This window comes from Labrys sp. KB_33_2 (assembly GCF_052114505.1).
Taxonomy (GTDB): domain Bacteria; phylum Pseudomonadota; class Alphaproteobacteria; order Rhizobiales; family Labraceae; genus Labrys.
Map to the genome: position 1 here is coordinate 22,008 of NZ_JBFREW010000018.1, position 17,738 is coordinate 39,745.

Sequence of the window (17,738 nt, forward strand, 5' to 3'; positions counted from 1 at the left end):
CATGTCAGTTGAGCATTTCTGCCGGCAGATCGGCACCGATATATTTCTTGTAGATGGCGTTGAGCTTGCCGTTGCGCAGATTGGTATGAACCCACTCGTTCACCGCGGTGCGCAACGCCTCGTCGTTCTTTCGCAGGCCGATGGCATAGGGGAAGACGCGCAGGACATATTTGATTTCGTAAGGCGCGTCGGGTGCGCGGGTATTGGCGGTCTGCATGATGCCCGGCGAGGTCGCCATGATGTCGATCTGGCCCGATACCAATGCGGTGACGAGGGTGGCATCGTCCTCAAAGCGCACAATCTCGGCGCCGGTGCTCCGCGAGGTGAGTTCCTTGTCGTTGGAGCTACCTCGCGTGGTGCCGACACGCAGGCCTGAGAGCGAGGCGTCGTCCTTGATCGCTATCTCCTTCTTGGCCGCAATCACCGACTGGATCACGCCATAGGGATCGGAGAAGTCGATGACCTTCTTGCGCTCCTCCGTGACACTGAAGCTGGCGATGACCATATCGGCCTTGCCCGTCAGCAGGAAGGGAATGCGGTTGGGGCTGGTGACCTGCACGATGTCGAGGTCGAAGCCCATGTCGCTGGCCAGCAATTGGGCCGTCTCCACATCGGAACCCGACGGCTTCATGGCTGCATCGATCGTACCATAGGGCGGGGAGCCCAGATCGAGTGCGATCATCAGCTTCTTGCGACTGCGGATGGTGTCGAGCGTATCGGCACGCACCACGGCCGGTGCAAACAGCATGGCGGCGCCCGCCAGCAAAAATTGCCTACGTTTCATGTCGGTTCCCTTGCCTTTCTTGTTTTCAAAGCTCGCCGGCGATGAAGTCGCGCAACTCCGGCGTGACAGGATTGGCCAACTGGCTGCCGGACAGTTGCTCCCAGACCTGGCCTCGATGCATGTAGATGACGTTGGTTGCCACGCGGCGGGCAAAGCCCATTTCATGGGTGACGAGGATCATGGTCATGCCGCCGCGCGCGAGATCTTCCATCACCTTCAGGACTTCGCCGGTGAGTTGGGGATCGAGGGCCGAGGTGACCTCGTCGAACAGCATGACCTTGGGCTGCATCGCCAGCGAGCGGGCGATGGCAACACGCTGTTGCTGGCCGCCCGAGAGCTGCTCGGGATAGTGATCGGCCTTGGCCTCCAGTCCCACCTTGCGCAGGCAGTCGCGTGCCAGTTCGCGCGCCGCGGATTTCGACAGGGACTTCACGCAGACCGGTGCGAGCATGATGTTCTGTTCGGCGGTCAGGTGGGGGAACAGATTATAGCTTTGGAAGACGATGCCGACGTCGCGGCGCAATGCACGCTTGTCGAGCGCCGGGCTGTGGACCTGATGGCCGCAGACATCGATCGTGCCGGATTGAATGACCTCCAGGGCATCGATGCAGCGCAGCGCCGTCGACTTGCCCGAGCCGGACTGCCCGATGATGGCGACGACTTCGCCACGGCCGACTTCGAAGGAAATGCCCTTCAGCACCTCGACGGCGCCGAAGCTCTTGTGAACGTTGGCGAGCTTAACGACGGCCGACATTGAGCCTCCTCTCCAGTCCTCGGCTCCAGACCGAGAGCGGATAGCAGATGATGAAATAGAACAGCGCGACGCAGATGAAGACGGCGAAGGGCTGGAAGGTCGAATTGTTGATCAGCTTGCCCGCCTGGCTGAGCTCGACCAGGCCGACGACCGAAGCGAGCGAGGTGTTCTTGACGATCTGGACCAGGAAGCCGACGGTGGGAGCCGTGGCAATGCGCATCGCCTGTGGCAGGATCACACGGCTCATGCGCTGCCAGCGCGTCAGTGCGAGACACTCGGCTGCCTCCCACTGCGTCTTCGGCACGGACTGGATGCAGCCGCGCCAGATCTCGCCCAGAAAGCCGGAGGCATAGATGGTCAGGCCGGCACCCGCGGCGGCGAGGGCCGGCAGTTGATCCAGCCCGAAGATCGCCAGTCCGAAATAGATCAGGAAGAGAAGGATCAGCAGAGGCGTGCCCTGCACGATCTGCACATACAGGCCGGCGAGCGCGCGCAGGATCCGGCTGTCGGAAATGCGCGCCAGCGCAACGGCGAAGCCGAGAATGCCTCCGCCGACGAAGGCGAGCGCCGAAAGCGCCAGCGTCCACCAAGCGGCCTGCAGCAGGAAGACGAGATGATAGAGCCCGAAACTTGGCATGTTACAGCGATGTCCCCAATCGGCGCTTGCGCGGGAAGATCAGCATGCCGAACGCCCAGAAGGCGCCGCGCACGACGAAGGAAAGCAACAAATAGAGCAGGGCGGTGACGATATAGGTTTCGAAGCTGCGGAAGGTGTCGGACTGGATACGGCCGGTGACGGCAGTCAGCTCTTCGGCCGAGATCTGTGAGGTGATGGAGGAGGCCAGCATCAGCAGCACATATTGGCTGGTCAGAGCCGGATAGACCCGTTCGACCGCGGGACGCAGGATGACGTGCCAATAGGTCTGGCGACGGGATAGGCCCAGGCAATCGGCGGCCTCGATCTGTGCCTTGTGCACGGATTCGATGCCGGCGCGCATGATCTCGCAGGTGTAGGCCGTGATGTTCACCACCAGGGCGATGACGGCGGCGAGATTGGCGGAAAGGTGGATGCCGAGGACTGCAATCCCGAAATAGATCAGGAAGATCTGTACCAGCAACGGGGTGTTGCGGATCGCCTCGACATAACCGCCGACGATACGCTGCAGCCAGGGTGCGCCATCAGCCCGGGCGATGGCGCAGAGCGTGCCGCCCACGAAGCCGAACAATGTCGACCAGGCGGAAAGCTGGAGCGTAAGCCACACCCCTTGTGCGAAGTCCCGCCAATAGGGCAGCAGTGCTGTGAAATCGAACTGATAGCTCATGCAGTGCGCGCGTGGCGCCCTCTGATCTGACGTTGCCTGCCCGGATGGATCTGCTGGCAGCGCCCAAAGGCGCGGTGCCCTGATCCCATCATTCTTGAAGGGGCGTGATGCCCTTGACCGCGACGATGGTCGCGCAGTAGGTTGGCGTCAATTGGTTTTAAATGTCTAATAAACCAAGGTGCATGCTTTGCGGTCGAAGAGCGTCTACAAGAAAGCCTATAATCACCTGCTCCAGCGCTTGTCGGATCCTGCGATCAGGTGCCTGGATGGCCCCGAGGCACGGCTCGCCCAGGATTTGCAGATCAGCCGCACGACGCTGCGAGCCGTGCTGCGGGACCTGCAGCATGCCAGGATCCTGGGGGAGCGCGAGGTTTTGCGCCGCCCGCGACCGGTCGACTACTTCCCGGAAGAAGAAACCGAGCAGCGTTCCGCCCAGGTCGAGCGCGCCTTCATGGAATGGATACTGCGCGCCGACATCCGTCCGGGCAATCCGATCAACGTTGCCCAGCTCTCGCGCGAGTTTGGCGTCTCGACGACGGTGATCCGCCAATATCTTCAACAGATGCGCCATTACGGCCTGCTCGCGCAGCGGCCCAACAGCACCTGGATCTTTCGCGGTATCACCACCGACTTTGCCGCCGAACTTTCGGAAATCCGCGAGTTGTTCGAGCTGCGCTCGGCCCGCAAGGTCGCGACGCTCCCCCCCGAGGCGCCGATCTGGGCCGAACTCAGGGCAATCCGAGAGGATCATGTGGCCCTGTTGGCCGTGGCGGAGACCCGGTTCCACGACTTCTCGGCCCTAGACGAGACGCTGCATCGCCTGATCTACGATGCTTCCGAGAACCGCTTCGTCGTCGAGTTCTACCAGATCATCTCGATCATCTTCCACTATCATTATCAGTGGAACAAGGTGGACGAGAAGGCCCGCAACATTGCAGCGATCCATCAGCATCTCGACTATATCGATGCTCTGCTCAGCCGGGATGTCGATGCCATCGAGCGCACTTGCCGCGCCCATCTCGCTGCCGCCCGCGAGACAATGCGCCTGTCCATTGGCGACAACGTCCCACCTCTGTCCCTCTCCGGCGACAGGTGACACGCACGGGCAGGACAAGGGCTCGGCTACCATTGCGTTGGTCAGGGCGGGAAACCGGAAAAACCATCCCTGTTCCCTTTACTGCCACGTCCGGTTGACGCGTGCGCATCTCATCATCAACCATCGACCGACGGTAATCGTTCCGATGATCCTCGGTCATGCTTGTCGTTGCCGGCCTTTCCGATCCAGGATTGGCCGCCAGTTTGATCGTGTATCGCCTGCCAATGCGGGTCGAGAGGTCATCGATGCCCCGCAGAACGCAACCGCCTCGGCCGAACGCGCCTTCATCCGAAAGGGCTGACCGGTCCTCGGGGGGATCCGGTGTCGGTGGCCTTCTCCTGGTCATCGAATATCAGGATGCCGCCGGTCGCCGGCAGTTTCGGCCTGTTACGCTCTGGTCGGTCAAGCCGGGGCGGGACGGCATTCCCCGGCTTCTCGGCTACAGCCATGACCGAGATGATCTGCGCTCTTTCCGCCTCGACAGGATCGTGTCGATCGCCGACGCGGATGGCGTGCTCCAGGAACCCCTGGATGCGTTCTATCGGGAGGTGCTCGGACTGTCTTGGCAGCAGCCGCCGCCAGCCGCCTCTGGCGATGAACGGGGAGGGGAACGCTGGGCCGTGATCCGCAGGGTCGCGCGGGAGAACGGCCTCCTGCTCGCCGTCTCGGTGGCGAGGGCCGACCTGCAAATGTCGGGCGAGGAAGTGATGATCATGCTCGACTATGTCACAGCTTGCTGTGCCGCCCAGGGCATCGACTTGAATCCGGACGAGATCGAGCGGGCTCGCCAATGGATTCGGCGCATGCGGCCATCGGCCGATGCCGCAAGAACGAGTTTACACGAGCTTGAAGCGGCCGCACTGGCTACGAGGAAGAGGGTGATCGAGGTTTGCCTGGCGGTGGCTGACAGCGACGGTTTTCGCCATCATCGGGAATTGGCGCTCATCGACGAATTCTCGCGCGCGCTTCTCGGGGAAAGTGTCTTGTCGAACCGCCCTTTCACGCCCGACGGCTCGTGATCGGGTTGGCGAACAGAACCGGTGAGCGACAAATCCCGGTCCAGATCACGACATTGGCGTGGACTCGGTGCTGATCGAAGCGAAGGGGCTTGGAGGTACCAGGCATCATTATTGCTTAATTGGCGACGAAGCTTCCGTCGATCGGGGAATCAGCAGCAGCAGGCGGGGTGACGGATCTCGGAGCGCATAGAGAATGACATTGTCACCATTCGAGCCAAGGGCAAGCGGCCGGGCCGCACGCCCTCGATACGAGAAAGGGCGATGGCGGTAAAACTCTCGGGGGGAACGCCCCAATAGACAGAGGACGCAAAACAGCTTGGTCTCGACCGCTCCATCGTTTATCGCGAAATGCGTCGTCAGGACCTCAGCGCCTTCCTACGGGGTGTAAAGGATCCGAAAACGATCTGGCGCCGCCGGATCTCGGTCAACCACGTGGACTGGCGGCCAAGTCCATTGCCAAACGCCGATGCCCGGCGCGCGGGAGAATTGGATCCGCCCGCGGGTGCCTTCAACGGCTACGCTCGGCCAGGATCCGGCAATGCGCGCCCGGTCCACGCCGTGACCGCGCAACGCCGCGGCGAGAACGGCGATCGTGTCGTAGCCCTCGAAGGCGACGAAGGAGGGAGCTTCGGCCAGCCGTTCGCGCAGGGCCGTCTCGATGCGGGTGCCGAGCGGGCCGAGGCGCTCGGGCAGATAGCGCAAGAACGGGATGGCGGTGCCCTCGTCACCCAGCAACCTCGCCCATTCGGCGAACTCCGGTTGCCCGGCCGGAGCACCGATCATCATCGTGGCGAGACGTTGATCGCGGCGAACGGCCTTGACGATCGACACGGCCGGCTCCGGATACCCGACCAGCAAAAGCAGGGCTGTCGTGCGCATGTCGGCGAGTTTGTCGCACATCGCAGCGGGGATAAGCGAGTGCATGTCGAGTTCGATGGCGGTGACGCCGCGTGGAGACAGATAGTCCCGCAGAATGCGGGCTCCGGAGGCCCAATAGACACTTGGCTGGGCTGCTACGGCGATCCGACTGTGGCCTGCGCCGAGGAGAAAGTCTGCATAGACCTGCCAGCCGTGGGACTGTGCCGGGGCGAGGCGCGCGACCCCGTGTATCGGCTGTTCGGTGAGTGCGTCGAGAACCGCAGACGAGCAGAGAAACGGCAGGCCGAGGGCATCGGCCCTGCCCGCCGCGGCGCGAGCGGCCACGCTGTGATACTCCCCCACCAGGGCAGCCACGCCCAAGCGGTCCAATTCATCGACCGCCGCCACGCTTCGTTGCGGGTCAGCCGCTGTATCTCGGACCAGCAGTTCGAGCGGCCTTCCGGCGATCCCGCCGGCCGCATTGACCTCGCCAACGGCCAATTCGAGTCCGGCAAGCAAATGCCGGCCTGCCTCGACCCAGCCAGGCCGGCTTAGCGGAACCAGGGCACCGATCTGCACGGTCGAGCCGTCAACTGGCCCCACGCCAGGCGGAGATGGCGACGTGTTCATGCCTTGACCTCTCCTGACGTGATGGGGTGCCGTTCCGCAATCTCCGACCAAAGCGTCCATGCGGCTTGAGGACAACCACATACAGCTGCGAATTCGAGGGGGACAGGAACAGTTTCAGACAATTCCGCCGATCTGTATGGTTAAGGCAAGCCATACGGTAATTTCGATCTTGCCCGCTGAGCGTTCGTCTGCGCCAGAAACGCTTCAATGGTTCTCGCGCAGCTTTTTGACGTCTTCCGCTGTCAGCTTGGACTCCTGATTGCCCCAGGTCTGGCGCATCCAGTTCACCAGATCAGCCAGGCTGCGATCGTCGAGCTGATGGCCGAAGCCCGGCATCGGCTGCATGCGCTCCAGCCCGGGAAAGCGCTGCGCCGGAATGCCGTCGACCACAGCACGCACGAGATTGCGCGCGCTGGTCAATCGCAGGGTCGCATTGGTGGCGAGTGGCACCACGACATGCGGGATACCCTGGCCCTCGGCGCCATGGCAGCCCGAGCAGAGCGCGAGATAGGTCGGCTTGGCCGAAGCCGTGACCTCGGGCGCCACCGAGATCGCGGGCGATGGTGTCGGCGTCTGTCCTTTCGAGGCGTCGTCGAGATCGAAAAGATAGGCCGACAAGGCGTTGAGGTCGTCAGGCGTCATATATTGCGTGGAGAAATGTACGACCTCGAACATCTGGCCGGTCATCGCGCCCTGTGCCGAGAGGCCCGATTTCATGAAAGTAGCGAGCACTAGCGAGGTAAAGCCCATGCGCTCGAGGCCATTCCTGGTGATGTCTGGCGCGTGCGCGCCCTCGATGACCGAACCCTGGAGATAAGCATCCTTCCTCATGCCCTGCAGCACATTGCGCGGCGTGTGGCATTCCCCGCAATGGGCAAGCGCATCGGTCAGATAACGCCCGCGATTCCAGACGGGAGAACGTGCCGGATCTGCCGTCGAGACATCGGAGGACAGGTTGACGAGATTCCAGACCGTCAAGGTCTGGCGGATGTTGAATGGGAAGTTCAGCTCGTTCTTCTTGTTCTCGACCTTCATCGGTTCGCGCGTCATCAGAAAGGCATAGACCGCATCGACATCCTCGGCTGTCATCTTGCGGTAGGACGCATAGGGCATCGCCGGATAAAGGTGGCCTTGCTTGCCTACCCCGTCGCGCACGGCCCGATGGAATTCCGCACGCGTCCAATTACCGATGCCATTGTCCTTGTCAGGCGAGATGTTGGTTGCATAGATCGTGCCGAACGGGGTCTGGAAAGGCAGGCCGCCGGCCCAGGGCGCGCCGCCCTTGGCCGTGTGGCAGGCATAGCAGTCGGCCGCAACGGCGACATAGGCGCCCCGCTTGGCGAACGTCTTCATCTCATCGGCCGTAAGCGGCTGCTCAATATCCTTGGCAACCACGCTTTTTTCGAACAGGCTCAGCAAGATCGCACTTGCGACGGCCGCCCCCAGCACGATTCCGCCGGCGATCGTCCAGAGCAGTTTTCTCATCATGGCTGCGCTACGCCTTCACCAAGCCAGGGGTATTGAGAGCAAGATCGCGCACCGCCTCGAAATAGCGTACATAGCCCGTACAGCGACAAATATGCCTGCCGAGTGTGTCCGTGATCGTCTGCTCGAGCTCGGCACGCGGGATCGGCTTGCGTTCGAGCTGGTCCAGGAGAACGGTCGCTGCCGTCACGAAGCCTGGCGTGCAATAGCCGCACTGGAACGAAAAATGTTCGATGAAGGCCAGCTGGACAGGTGAAAGCTGGGTAATCGCGCCGTTGGCGTCGCGCTTGGCGTGCCCCTCCACGGTCCTTACCTTCCGGCCGGCGAACCACTGGGCGCCGACGATGCAGGTGCGCATTTCCTCGAGCACGCCATCATCTTTTTCCACGATCACGGTGCAGGCATGGCATATGCCCTGGCCGCAGCCCATGCGCGAGCCAGTCAGGTTGAGATACTCGTAGAGGAAATCCTGCATCATCATGGTTTCGGGCACGTCGATGGGGCCGACGGCCTTGTCGTTGATGGTGAGCGAAAGTTGCTTGGACGCGAGTGTCATGCCAGCGCCTCCAGGATCTTTTCCGACGTGATAGGCAGGTTGTAGAAACGCTTGCCGATAGCGTGTGCGACGGCATTGGCAATGGCGGGGACGACCGCGATCATCACCACCTCCGCCATGCCCCTGGGCGGGTCGGTCTCGGAAAGCGCCGGCAGGATCTCGACGGTCTGCGACCACACGGCAACATCCCTCGCCATCGGGAGCTCGTAGCGGTTCCAGTTCCAGGTGCCGTCGCCCGGGCCGTCTTCGTAAAGCGGCAGATATTCCTTGAGGGCGTGGCCGATACCCATGGCAAGGCCGCCCTGGATCTGGCCGGAGACCAGTTCCGGCACGATATGCCGGCCGCAATCCATGATGGAATGATGCGACAGCAGGGAGATCTCACCGGTGGCGGTGTCGACGACGATCTCGGCGAGGGTAGCCATGGGCGTATAATAGGTCACGCCCGCATTGTTGCGCTGGACAGGCGGATAGGACACCGCCTTGCGATCTACGAACTGCCAGCCATCCAAGGTCATCAGCGCTTTGCGTTCGGCTGGCGCACCATCGCCATATCGCACGGCCAGCGCGTCGATGGCAAAACGGTGCTGGCCGATCACGCCGAGGTCGAACTCCGCCTCCGCCCATTGCCAGCGATTGAAGGTGTGGACCGTCACCCCGGTGACGAGCCCCTGATGATGCGCTTCGGCCGCAACCTCGGCAAAGGAAAGTGGCTGCAGGCCCGCGGCATTGACCTTCCCGCCGGCAAGCCTGAGGTCGTCACGGCGCACCGCCTCCGGAGCCATCTGGCCGCCGCCGATGCCGCGTGACCACAGCGCCCGCGCCGCTGGCCAGATGGCGAGGTCGATAATGGCCCGTGCCGCCTCGCGCGTGGCATGGCCGAGATAATAGACGCTGTTGGAAGCGCTCATGGGCGAGGTGAAGGAGGGGGTCCAGCGCGGATTCTGCCTGCGCTGGTCTTCCTCGGCCTGCGACATGGTATAGGGCTGGTCGGTGGTCTCGAGCGGCATTTGCGGCCAGCGGACCTTGCCATATTCGGTGTCGTCCGGTGCCACGCCGAGCATATCGGCCACCATGATGGCCTGGGAGGTGGTCACGCCGGTGCCGATCTCATGCGCGACATGGACGAGCCTCAGGCGTCCCTTGGCATCGAACTCGATGGCAGCGAAGGCAGCCTCGGCGCCGGTGCCGTAATCCTTGTGTACGTGGCCGTAGCCAACGCCATATTTCTTGCCCGGATTGGCGGTTTCGAACGCTGCCTTCTTCTTCTGCCGCTCGCTCCATAAGGGATGTTCGCGTGCCTTGAGAATGATCTCCTCATGACGCATGGCCCCGGCGGGAATGGCGCCTTGCGTGTTCTTCATGCCGGAACGCAGAACGTTCTTCAGCCGCAGATCCATGACGTCCATGCCGATCAATTCGGCCGCCTCGTCGACCATCATCTCGGTCGCCGACATCGATTGCAGCGTGCCGTAGCCTCGGGTCGAGCCTGCGTCGACGGCACGCGATGCAACCGCCGCCGCCGAGAAATCACTTTTCGGCAGGTAATAGATCGATTGTCCGGCGGTTGCCCCGACAGCACCGACCGAGGCCGAGAAATTCTCGCGCCCGCCGCCGTCATTCTTGTAGCGGCCGGTCATGGCGCAGAACTGCCCGGTCTTTCGGTCCACCAGCAGCACATTGTCCATCCAGAAGGCGTGGCGCTTCAGCCCCATCTGGAACTGCTCGTAGCGGTCGTTTGCCAGCCGCACCGGGCGGCCATTGCCGTAGAGCCCGGCGAGCACGCAATAGAAGGGGAAGATTGTGTGATCCTTGGTGCCATAGCCCACGGTGTAGCCGACCCGAAGATCGACCTCCTTCAAAGGATGTTTCGACTTCGACACCATCTGGGCCGCGACTTCTGCGACCTCATAAGGCGACTGCGTCGCGATCATGGCATGCAGGATCCCGCTTGCCGGATCGTACCAGACATTGCCATTGTCGGCCTCCATGGCCGAGGCGTCGGTCGACTGGGAGAAGTAGCTACGCTTCAGCACCAGGGAATCATCACCCGCGGCCGCGATCTCGCGCTCGATTTCGGCTGCTGCGGCCATGCCGCGCGCCATGGCGTCAGCGTTGCCGGCCGGTGGCCATTGCGGCTCGTCGTCCTTGAAACCTGCCCGGATCACGGTGTCCTTCAGCGATGAATAGCGATCCTCCGCAAAAGGATCGCCGCCGTCGATACGCACATAGCGCGCGGAGGCATAGGGACCTGGTGTGGTCGAGGCTGCCTTGCCACCATAGCGCACGACAGTGTCATCGAAGCGCGTCAAGCGCTTGGCGGCGTCGTAGCGGGCAAAATCGTGATAGACGAGCAGGGCCACGGGCTGGCCGAGCAGGCGTGCCGTCTGCCCTTTCGGCACAAGGAAAACGTCGCCATAGAAGCCCGGCACCGGAATCTCGATGCCGTCGGCGACAAGATCCTGGTACAGCACCAGCCGGTCCGGCTTGAGATCCTCGCCCAGCACCTTGAGGTCGATGCCGTCAAACGCCAGGTCCGTTCTGGTCGCATGCAGCAGGAAGGCATGCGATTGCTCCTTGGGCCACCCTTCGAGATCGCGGGCGCGATAGTCGCGCGAGAAGGTCTTTTCACCGGTAACCTTGGCGATCGCATCGAGGCGGTATCTTGGCTTGCCCCGGCCGTTCAGCCAATCCGGCCCTGGCCGCGGCGGCGTCTCGATCAATCGCGCATCGGCGGTGGGGCCCAGGAATGATATCTTGATCGCCACGCCGGCAGCCACGCCTGCCTTCAGGAAATCCCTGCGCGAAAGAGCCGCTTTCATAGCGTTGCCTCCATGACTGCGTGGGTCACTTTCGGTCATCAGCTTAGATCACGGAAGTAATTTATTACAATCCTGTTCTGGGGAATTGCGAGCTGGCCCGTCAGTGAATGATGGACCGGCGCGCAGGATCGAATTGGAGGATGGCTCAACACGCAACGCGACACCGAGATCTACTGCGTTGACTTCGAGCTTGCGTGCCAGGGTCCGAGGACCTCGGGATTTCGTGAGGCGATACGGCCGGCAATGACGGCCCTCCCTTGTCGATTGTCTAGTCTGGTGCCGCACCAACGGGCGGGCCGCCAGGCGGGCGGTGTAGGAAGGTAATCGAGGCATAGGCGCCGAGCCACGAGCCTAGCGCTGCAAAAGCGACATAGGCCCAGTTCTCGGTGTAGCTGATGACCGCATAGGACGACAGCAGATACCAGACACTGCTCCAGGTCGCGGCCGGCACGCGCTTGCGGGCCACCACCGCAGCGGTGAACATGACATAGACCGCATCCGTGGCGGCGGTTGCCAGCAGGACGGCGCCGGCGGTGAGGGGATCGATGGCGGCCATTGCAGCGTCTCCGAAGCCGGACCTGGGATAAGCGAGTTAAGCCGTGGTCGCTGGCCGTCATCGTGCGGGGCGCTCCGGCGGCGCATGGCCCTCGATGCGTCATTCACGCCAGCGTCACGGCGGCTGACCGAGCATTCGTGCAGATCTTCAAAGTGCTTCATCTCGATTCCTGCAAGGTCGAGAGAGGGTGGCCCTGTCGGACTAGGTGAATGGCGCCGACAGGGCCGTGCCGGTGGCCGTGGTGAGCCGCACACCGACGGCGAAGTCTATCACCGATCATGCACACGCATTGCGTGTATTTTTTCAATCATGCATCCCGTATTACGGATGACGTCTTGATCAGTCATGACCAATTGCACGCGATGAAGGCGAGGTGACTGAAACCCTGGATCAATTCACACTCAGATCCCGAATTGAGTTGAGGGAAAGAAGGAACAAGCATTGCGGCGAAGTAGGATGCTGCCGCAACGAGTATGCCCCTGTGCGCGTAGCGCATGACCCTGATATGTCGACAGGCGTTGACATCCATCGAGCAGGCGGAATGCCGGGTCGAGTTCTGTTCAATGAAGCGGGTCAGGTTGAACTGAACCCAAGAGCCTAGTTCTTCGTCTTTATCCTCGCCGATGGCGCTGCCCGAGCCTCATGGGCTGGTTGGTGTGCGATCTCGTTCTGCAAGGCCGTGATGTGATCACGTGCAACATCGCTGACGGCCCGCTCGATGGCGCGAAAGCGAGCGATGAGGGCGAGGCCCAGAGGCGTGAGTACGGCCCCGCCACCATTCTTGCCACCGATCTGACGCGTGGCGACGGGCTTGCCGAAGATCTGGTTGATTTCCTCTACCAGATCCCAGGCACGGCGATAGGACATGCCCATGGCACGGCCGGCCGCCGAGATCGAACCGAGCGAAGCGATGTTCTCGAGAAGCTCGATTTTTCCGGGGCCAATGCGGCCTTCAGGGTCAAGATCTATGCGCAGGCTCAGGGACGGCACGGTGTTTCGCCAGCGTTCGTGTTTCGCCTATCTGGTTCGTTACAAGATATAGTGGCATCGTAGAAAGCTGTCAGCGCGATTGTCGGTGCCGGCAAATTTCCGCCCTTCCTCTGCATTGGAGATGTTCGATGAAGATCGGCGCACGGAACACGCTCAAGGGCAAGATCGTGGATATCGTAAAAGGGGCGACGACCGCGCATGTGCGGCTCGACGTCGGCGGCACCATCGTGACCGCTTCGATCACCAATGAGGCTGTGGATGCGCTGAAACTCCAGAAAGGCCAAGACGCCTATGCGGCCATCAAGGCCTCGGATGTGATGATCGCCATCGATTGAAACTGGATCGGAACGGTTTCCCCGGTAGTAGGCGCTTACCGGCGTGCCGGCTTCAAACGACCATGCCAATGGCAAGGGGCGGCGGAATTTCGCGCGAAGCGCAATATTGAGTGATATATAGCGCTGCCGGCTAGCGCTCTGCCGTCGCCAGGCGGACTCGATCCCTGCCATCCGGAGAGAAACAATGGATCCGAAATCGACTGCCGTCGTTCTCATCGAATACCAGAATGATTTCACCACCGAGGGTGGCACCCTGCACGCGGCGGTCAAGCCCGTGATGGAGCAGACGAACATGCTGGCCAACACGGTGGAGACCGTGAAGCAGGCTCGAGCGGCTGGCGCGACGATCGTCTATGCGCCGATCACCTTCACCGAGGATTATCATGAACTCAGCCCCAGCCCCTATGGCATCCTCAAGGGCGTCGTCGACAGCAAGTCGTTCAGGAAGGGAAGTTGGGGCGCCGAGATCGTCGAGATCCTGAAGCCGGCAGCGCAAGACATCGTCGTCGAGGGCAAACGAGGGCTGTGCGGCTTTGCCACCACCAACCTCGATTTCATCCTGCGCAGCCGTGGCATCTCGACCATCGCGCTTGGCGGCTTCCTGACCAATTGCTGTGTCGAGTCGACCATGAGGACAGGCTACGAGAAGGGGTACGACGTCATCACGCTGACGGATTGTACGGCCACCCTCAGCGAAGAGGAGCAGAGGCTGGCTGTCGAGAAGAACTATCCGATGTTTTCAAAGCCGATGAAGCACGCCGATTTCCTGGCCGCCCTGGCAGGGGCGTAGGTCGTCCTCGGGTTGCCGGGCCAGGCGCCATCGATGACAGCGTCCGCCAAGACACCAAACCAGGCTTTCCTTGTCGACGCCCGCCCGATGCCGCCGGAGAAGAGCGGTTGCCATCCGGCGGTATTTTGCCTATCGCTATATATGTCTGACTATTACGGTGTTCGTGGATCGCCGCTGGAGTCCAATCCCTCGCTCGCTCAGCGTTAGCGAAATTGGCGTGCCGTCACACAGGCTCGGCACCAGCGTTGTATCCAATTGAATACAATCAATGCCGATAAATCTTTGAACAAGGGAGGACTTTATGAATATTGCAATCCGCAAGCCGTCGCTCGGTTCCGCCGCGGCGGCGTTTCTCGCCAAGCGGCACAAGCTCCTGATCGATGGAGAATGGGTCGATGCCCGGAGCGGCAAGACCTTCGCCGTCGAAGATCCCGCGACCGAGGAGAAGATCGCCGAGGTGCCGGCCGGAGACAAGGCCGATATCGATCTTGCAGTTGCCGCGGCGCGCCGGGCCTTCGAGACGGGACCCTGGTCGCGGATTTCGCCCGCCGAGCGTCCCGACTCGTCTGGCGGCTCGGCGACCTGCTGGAACAGCATGCAGACGAGTTCGCCGAGCTCGAAGCACTCGACAATGGCAAGCCGGTGACCAATGCGCGCCGGGGCGACGTCCAGGGTTCGATCGACATGTTCCGCTACATGGCCGGTTGGGCGACACGGCTCAACGGCGAGACCATACCGGTGTCGAGCGCAGGCAACTGGCACGCCTACACGCTGCGCGAGCCGGTCGGCGTGGTCGGCCAGATCATTCCCTGGAACTTTCCCTTGATGATGGCGGCGTGGAAGCTGGCGCCGGCTCTTGCCTCGGGCTGCGCCATCGTCCTCAAGCCGGCGGAGCAGACCCCGTTGTCCGCCTTGCGCTTCGGCGAGCTCATCCAGGAGGCCGGATTCCCGGCCGGTGTCGTCAACATCGTGACCGGGTTCGGTGAGACCGCCGGCGCAGCGCTTGCAGAGCATCCCGATGTCGACAAGATCGCTTTCACGGGCTCGACCGAGGTCGGCAAGATCATCGTGCGGGCGGCGGCGGGCAACCTCAAGCGCGTATCGCTCGAGCTCGGCGGCAAGTCGCCCGCCATCGTCTTTCCCGACGCCGATCTCGATCTCGCTATCGCCGGCACGGCCGATGCGATTTTCTACAATCAGGGGCAGTGCTGCACCGCCGGGTCCCGTCTGTTCGCCCACAAGTCGATCTATGACCGGGTGGTCGCGGGCATCTCGGAAGCGGCAGGCAAGCTGAAGGTCGGCCACGGCCTGGATCCGAGCGTCAATCTCGGCCCGCTGGTTTCCAAGGAGCAGCACCAGAGAGTTACCGGCTTCCTGCAATCAGGCCGGGAAGAAGGGGCGGAGGTCGTGACCGGTGGCAGCATCATCGGCAATCAGGGCTACTTCGTCGAGCCGACGGTGCTGGCCCAGACCAATCGGAGCATGCGCGTGGTGCGCGAGGAGATCTTCGGGCCGGTGGTCTGCGTCCAATCCTATGACGACGACGATCTCGATGCGGTCGCGCGCTTTGCCAACGACACCGAATATGGCCTGCAGGCCAGCGTCTGGACCCGCAATCTCAAGGTCGCCCATATGATGGCCCGCAAGATCAAGGCGGGCACCATCTGCATCAACACCCATAATTACGGCGACCCGGCCTGGCCGTTCGGCGGCTACAAGCAATCCGGCTGGGGCCGCGAGATGGGCAAGGAAGTCATGGAGCACTACACCGAGACCAAGGCGGTGGCGGCCAGGCTCTGACGGGGCCGCCCGAGCCGCCGGGAGCAGCGATATGATGATAGGGCGCTTCTGCGCCCTGTCATCGAGATCTTCAACGCCGAGGGTGCCGTTGAATGGCGCCCTCAGATGTTCGACGGTGGCGGGTCGGATTTCAGAAAGGCGCCGGCTTCGGCGCGAAGCCAGTCACAAAACAGGCTGGACTTGCGATTGCGTCTCGCCCGGCGCAGGGCGACATAGTCGTGGCCACTGTCGAGGAAGCCCATCGGTGCTTGCAGCCGGCCGGAATGGATGTCCTCGCTGACATAGGGCCAGGGTGCGACGCAGACACCGAGGCCGGCTCTCGCCGCTTCCAGCATGAAATAGAAATGCTCGTATTCGACGCGCGGCCCGGCCTGGATCGATTGCCCCGAGCGCGAGTGCCAGTCGCCCCATGCCCGCAGGCGCGTGCGGGTGTGGAGCTGTGGGATGGCGTCGAGCCCACTGGCTGATGCCGCCGCCAGCGGCGGCGCGAGCACGGGACCGGTCTGTTCGGGAAACAGCTCGATGATTTCGGCTCCTTCAGGCCATGGAACTGCCCCGACGCGTATGGCGACGTCGAAACCGTCCCTGCTGAAATCGACGGGGCGGGACGATGCCGTCAGACGCACCTCGATTTCGGGATATTCGGCCTGGAAGCGATAGAGCCGCGGAATGAGCCAGCGCATGGTGAACGTTCCGGGGCACGATATATCGAGCGGGCCTTGCTCGATGTCGGCCACCGAGCGAACCGACATGTCGATCTGGTCGAAAGCCTTCACGAGGCCGGACAGCAATGTCGTGCCGGCGTCAGTCAGGCGCAGCCTGTTCTTCGGGCCTTCGAAAAGCGGCACGCCCAGCACCTGCTCCAGATGCCGTATCTGGCGACTGACCGCGCTGTGGGTGACGTTGAGTTCGTCGGCTGCGCGCGTCATCAGGCCATGACGGCCCGCCGCCTCGAAGGCACGCAACGCGTTCAGCGAGGGAATATGCCTTGCCATGTGCTTTTTCCGAACATTGGGTGTTCGATCATATCGATTCTCACCATGTAAATCATGGTGTTTTCTATCTCTCGACAGAAGAGACCAGCCATTTTTGGAACGGAGGAAGACAGGCCGGCGAGTGGGCCGTCCGCCTTGTTCCATGCAAACACGGGAGACGGGATATGCATGGCAGATACCAAGACGGCAGCGCCGGCGATGCGAATTATGGCGTGATCGGTAGCGGCTACCGGACCTATCGCCAGCCGGATCCCCGCATCGCCCAATTCATCCTGGAGGCCCTGGGCGACGCGGCAACCGTACTCAATGTCGGCGCCGGCGCGGGCTCCTACGAACCGGTCGACCGCAAGGTGACGGCGGTCGAGCCCTCTGCCTCGATGCGGGCGCAGCGGCCGGCTCATCTGTCGACGGCACTCGATGCAACGGCCGAACACCTACCTTTCCCCGACCGGAGTTTCGATGCCAGCATGGCGACATTTACGGTCCATCAATGGGCGGATCTCAAGCAAGGTCTGAGGGAGATGCGCCGCGTCACGAGTGGGCCGGTCCTGGTTCTCAGCTGCGATCCCGATGCGCTGGAACGTTCCTGGCTGCAGGCCTACGTCCCGGAGATGATCGCCGTCGAGGCCCGGCGTTATCCAAGCATGGCGTCCATTGCCGATGCGCTCGCAGGCGATATCGAGGTTAGGCCGGTGCCCATCCCGCTGGGCTGCATCGACGGGTTCGGCGAGGCTTATTACGGCAGGCCGGAACGTCTGCTCGAGCCCGGCGCACGGCTTGCCAACTCGGCGTGGAGTTTCGTCGACCCTGCCGTCGGCGAGCGATTCGTTGCCGATCTCAGCCGCGACCTGAAGGATGGAACCTGGGACAGGCGCTATGGCGAACTCCGCAGCCAGCCTTTCTTCGAAGGGTCCTTGCGGCTGATCATATCGAGGCCGTGAGGTGG

General features: G+C 62.4%; 16 protein-coding genes and 1 pseudogene. 6 read left to right on the top strand and 11 right to left on the bottom strand.

Going from position 1 to position 17,738, the window contains the following annotated elements:
* Positions 1–4: 4 nt before the first annotated feature.
* Genes AB4037_RS27460 through AB4037_RS27475 form a run of 4 tightly spaced genes read right to left on the bottom strand, consistent with a single transcriptional unit; the run spans position 5 to position 2,860 of the window.
* Positions 5–784 carry a transporter substrate-binding domain-containing protein gene (locus tag AB4037_RS27460; RefSeq protein WP_441773635.1) on the bottom strand — a complete coding sequence of 260 codons (780 nt, stop codon included), beginning with the start codon at positions 782–784 and terminating at the stop codon, positions 5–7.
* A gap of 25 nt (positions 785–809) precedes the next feature.
* Complete coding sequence (locus tag AB4037_RS27465) at positions 810–1,538, bottom strand: amino acid ABC transporter ATP-binding protein (RefSeq protein ID WP_434961016.1); 729 nt, start codon at positions 1,536–1,538, stop codon at positions 810–812.
* Positions 1,522–2,175, bottom strand: a complete 654-nt coding sequence (locus AB4037_RS27470; protein WP_441773636.1) for an amino acid ABC transporter permease — start codon at positions 2,173–2,175, stop codon at positions 1,522–1,524. Before AB4037_RS27470 ends, AB4037_RS27465 begins: the two co-directional genes overlap by 17 nt.
* Before the next feature lies 1 nt (position 2,176).
* Positions 2,177–2,860, bottom strand: coding sequence for an amino acid ABC transporter permease (locus AB4037_RS27475; RefSeq protein WP_434961014.1), 684 nt, complete (start codon positions 2,858–2,860; stop codon positions 2,177–2,179).
* Positions 2,861–3,047: 187 nt separating this feature from the next.
* On the opposite strand from AB4037_RS27475, the gene AB4037_RS27480 reads away from it, so the two are divergent.
* Positions 3,048–3,956: a GntR family transcriptional regulator gene (locus tag AB4037_RS27480; protein WP_441773637.1), complete on the top strand. Its 909-nt coding sequence runs from the start codon at positions 3,048–3,050 to the stop codon at positions 3,954–3,956.
* A 245-nt stretch (positions 3,957–4,201) separates the two neighbouring features.
* A complete protein-coding gene (locus tag AB4037_RS27485) occupies positions 4,202–4,975 on the top strand; it encodes a TerB family tellurite resistance protein (RefSeq protein WP_441773638.1) in 774 nt (257 codons plus the stop codon).
* Positions 4,976–5,350: 375 nt separating this feature from the next.
* Here the strand turns inward: AB4037_RS27485 and AB4037_RS27490 are convergent, their stop codons facing one another.
* The 6 genes from AB4037_RS27490 to AB4037_RS27515 form a co-directional block, all read right to left on the bottom strand.
* Complete coding sequence (locus AB4037_RS27490; protein WP_441773639.1) at positions 5,351–6,463, bottom strand: ABC transporter substrate-binding protein; 1,113 nt, start codon at positions 6,461–6,463, stop codon at positions 5,351–5,353.
* 204 nt (positions 6,464–6,667) lie between these two features.
* Complete coding sequence (locus AB4037_RS27495) at positions 6,668–7,951, bottom strand: cytochrome c (protein WP_441773640.1); 1,284 nt, start codon at positions 7,949–7,951, stop codon at positions 6,668–6,670.
* 7 nt (positions 7,952–7,958) lie between these two features.
* Positions 7,959–8,504 (bottom strand): (2Fe-2S)-binding protein, encoded by a 546-nt coding sequence (locus AB4037_RS27500; RefSeq protein WP_441773641.1) that lies wholly within the window; start codon positions 8,502–8,504, stop codon positions 7,959–7,961.
* Positions 8,501–11,326 (bottom strand): xanthine dehydrogenase family protein molybdopterin-binding subunit, encoded by a 2,826-nt coding sequence (locus AB4037_RS27505; protein WP_441773642.1) that lies wholly within the window; start codon positions 11,324–11,326, stop codon positions 8,501–8,503. Before AB4037_RS27505 ends, AB4037_RS27500 begins: the two co-directional genes overlap by 4 nt.
* 268 nt (positions 11,327–11,594) lie before the next feature.
* The gene (locus AB4037_RS27510) at positions 11,595–11,882 is read right to left on the bottom strand and encodes a hypothetical protein (protein WP_434961007.1); all 288 of its coding nucleotides are present in this window, start codon (positions 11,880–11,882) and stop codon (positions 11,595–11,597) included.
* A 597-nt stretch (positions 11,883–12,479) separates the two neighbouring features.
* Entirely contained in the window at positions 12,480–12,872 is a 393-nt protein-coding gene (locus AB4037_RS27515) for a winged helix-turn-helix domain-containing protein (protein WP_441773643.1), read from the bottom strand.
* Positions 12,873–13,000: 128 nt separating this feature from the next.
* Between AB4037_RS27515 and AB4037_RS27520 the strand changes: the two genes are divergently transcribed.
* From AB4037_RS27520 to AB4037_RS27530, 3 genes and pseudogenes are all read left to right on the top strand, one after another.
* Positions 13,001–13,207 carry a TOBE domain-containing protein gene (locus AB4037_RS27520; RefSeq protein ID WP_441773644.1) on the top strand — a complete coding sequence of 69 codons (207 nt, stop codon included), beginning with the start codon at positions 13,001–13,003 and terminating at the stop codon, positions 13,205–13,207.
* 184 nt (positions 13,208–13,391) lie between these two features.
* Entirely contained in the window at positions 13,392–13,997 is a 606-nt protein-coding gene (locus AB4037_RS27525; protein ID WP_441773645.1) for a cysteine hydrolase, read from the top strand.
* Positions 13,998–14,298: 301 nt separating this feature from the next.
* Positions 14,299–15,797, top strand: a pseudogene (locus AB4037_RS27530) (aldehyde dehydrogenase family protein).
* Between the two features lie 101 nt (positions 15,798–15,898).
* Here the strand turns inward: AB4037_RS27530 and AB4037_RS27535 are convergent.
* Positions 15,899–16,792 carry a LysR family transcriptional regulator gene (locus AB4037_RS27535; RefSeq protein WP_441773646.1) on the bottom strand — a complete coding sequence of 298 codons (894 nt, stop codon included), beginning with the start codon at positions 16,790–16,792 and terminating at the stop codon, positions 15,899–15,901.
* Between the two features lie 164 nt (positions 16,793–16,956).
* On the opposite strand from AB4037_RS27535, the gene AB4037_RS27540 reads away from it, so the two are divergent.
* Entirely contained in the window at positions 16,957–17,733 is a 777-nt protein-coding gene (locus tag AB4037_RS27540) for a class I SAM-dependent methyltransferase (protein WP_441773647.1), read from the top strand.
* Positions 17,734–17,738 lie beyond the last annotated feature (5 nt).

Coding starts and splice junctions, on each gene's coding strand:
- AB4037_RS27460 (WP_441773635.1), bottom strand. CDS start 784: ATGAAACGTAGGCAATTTTTGCTGGCGGGCGCCGCCATGCTGTTTGCA.
- AB4037_RS27465 (WP_434961016.1), bottom strand. CDS start 1,538: ATGTCGGCCGTCGTTAAGCTCGCCAACGTTCACAAGAGCTTCGGCGCC.
- AB4037_RS27470 (WP_441773636.1), bottom strand. CDS start 2,175: ATGCCAAGTTTCGGGCTCTATCATCTCGTCTTCCTGCTGCAGGCCGCT.
- AB4037_RS27475 (WP_434961014.1), bottom strand. CDS start 2,860: ATGAGCTATCAGTTCGATTTCACAGCACTGCTGCCCTATTGGCGGGAC.
- AB4037_RS27485 (WP_441773638.1), top strand. CDS start 4,202: ATGCCCCGCAGAACGCAACCGCCTCGGCCGAACGCGCCTTCATCCGAA.
- AB4037_RS27490 (WP_441773639.1), bottom strand. CDS start 6,463: ATGAACACGTCGCCATCTCCGCCTGGCGTGGGGCCAGTTGACGGCTCG.
- AB4037_RS27495 (WP_441773640.1), bottom strand. CDS start 7,951: ATGATGAGAAAACTGCTCTGGACGATCGCCGGCGGAATCGTGCTGGGG.
- AB4037_RS27500 (WP_441773641.1), bottom strand. CDS start 8,504: ATGACACTCGCGTCCAAGCAACTTTCGCTCACCATCAACGACAAGGCC.
- AB4037_RS27505 (WP_441773642.1), bottom strand. CDS start 11,326: ATGAAAGCGGCTCTTTCGCGCAGGGATTTCCTGAAGGCAGGCGTGGCT.
- AB4037_RS27510 (WP_434961007.1), bottom strand. CDS start 11,882: ATGGCCGCCATCGATCCCCTCACCGCCGGCGCCGTCCTGCTGGCAACC.
- AB4037_RS27520 (WP_441773644.1), top strand. CDS start 13,001: ATGAAGATCGGCGCACGGAACACGCTCAAGGGCAAGATCGTGGATATC.
- AB4037_RS27525 (WP_441773645.1), top strand. CDS start 13,392: ATGGATCCGAAATCGACTGCCGTCGTTCTCATCGAATACCAGAATGAT.
- AB4037_RS27535 (WP_441773646.1), bottom strand. CDS start 16,792: ATGGCAAGGCATATTCCCTCGCTGAACGCGTTGCGTGCCTTCGAGGCG.
- AB4037_RS27540 (WP_441773647.1), top strand. CDS start 16,957: ATGCATGGCAGATACCAAGACGGCAGCGCCGGCGATGCGAATTATGGC.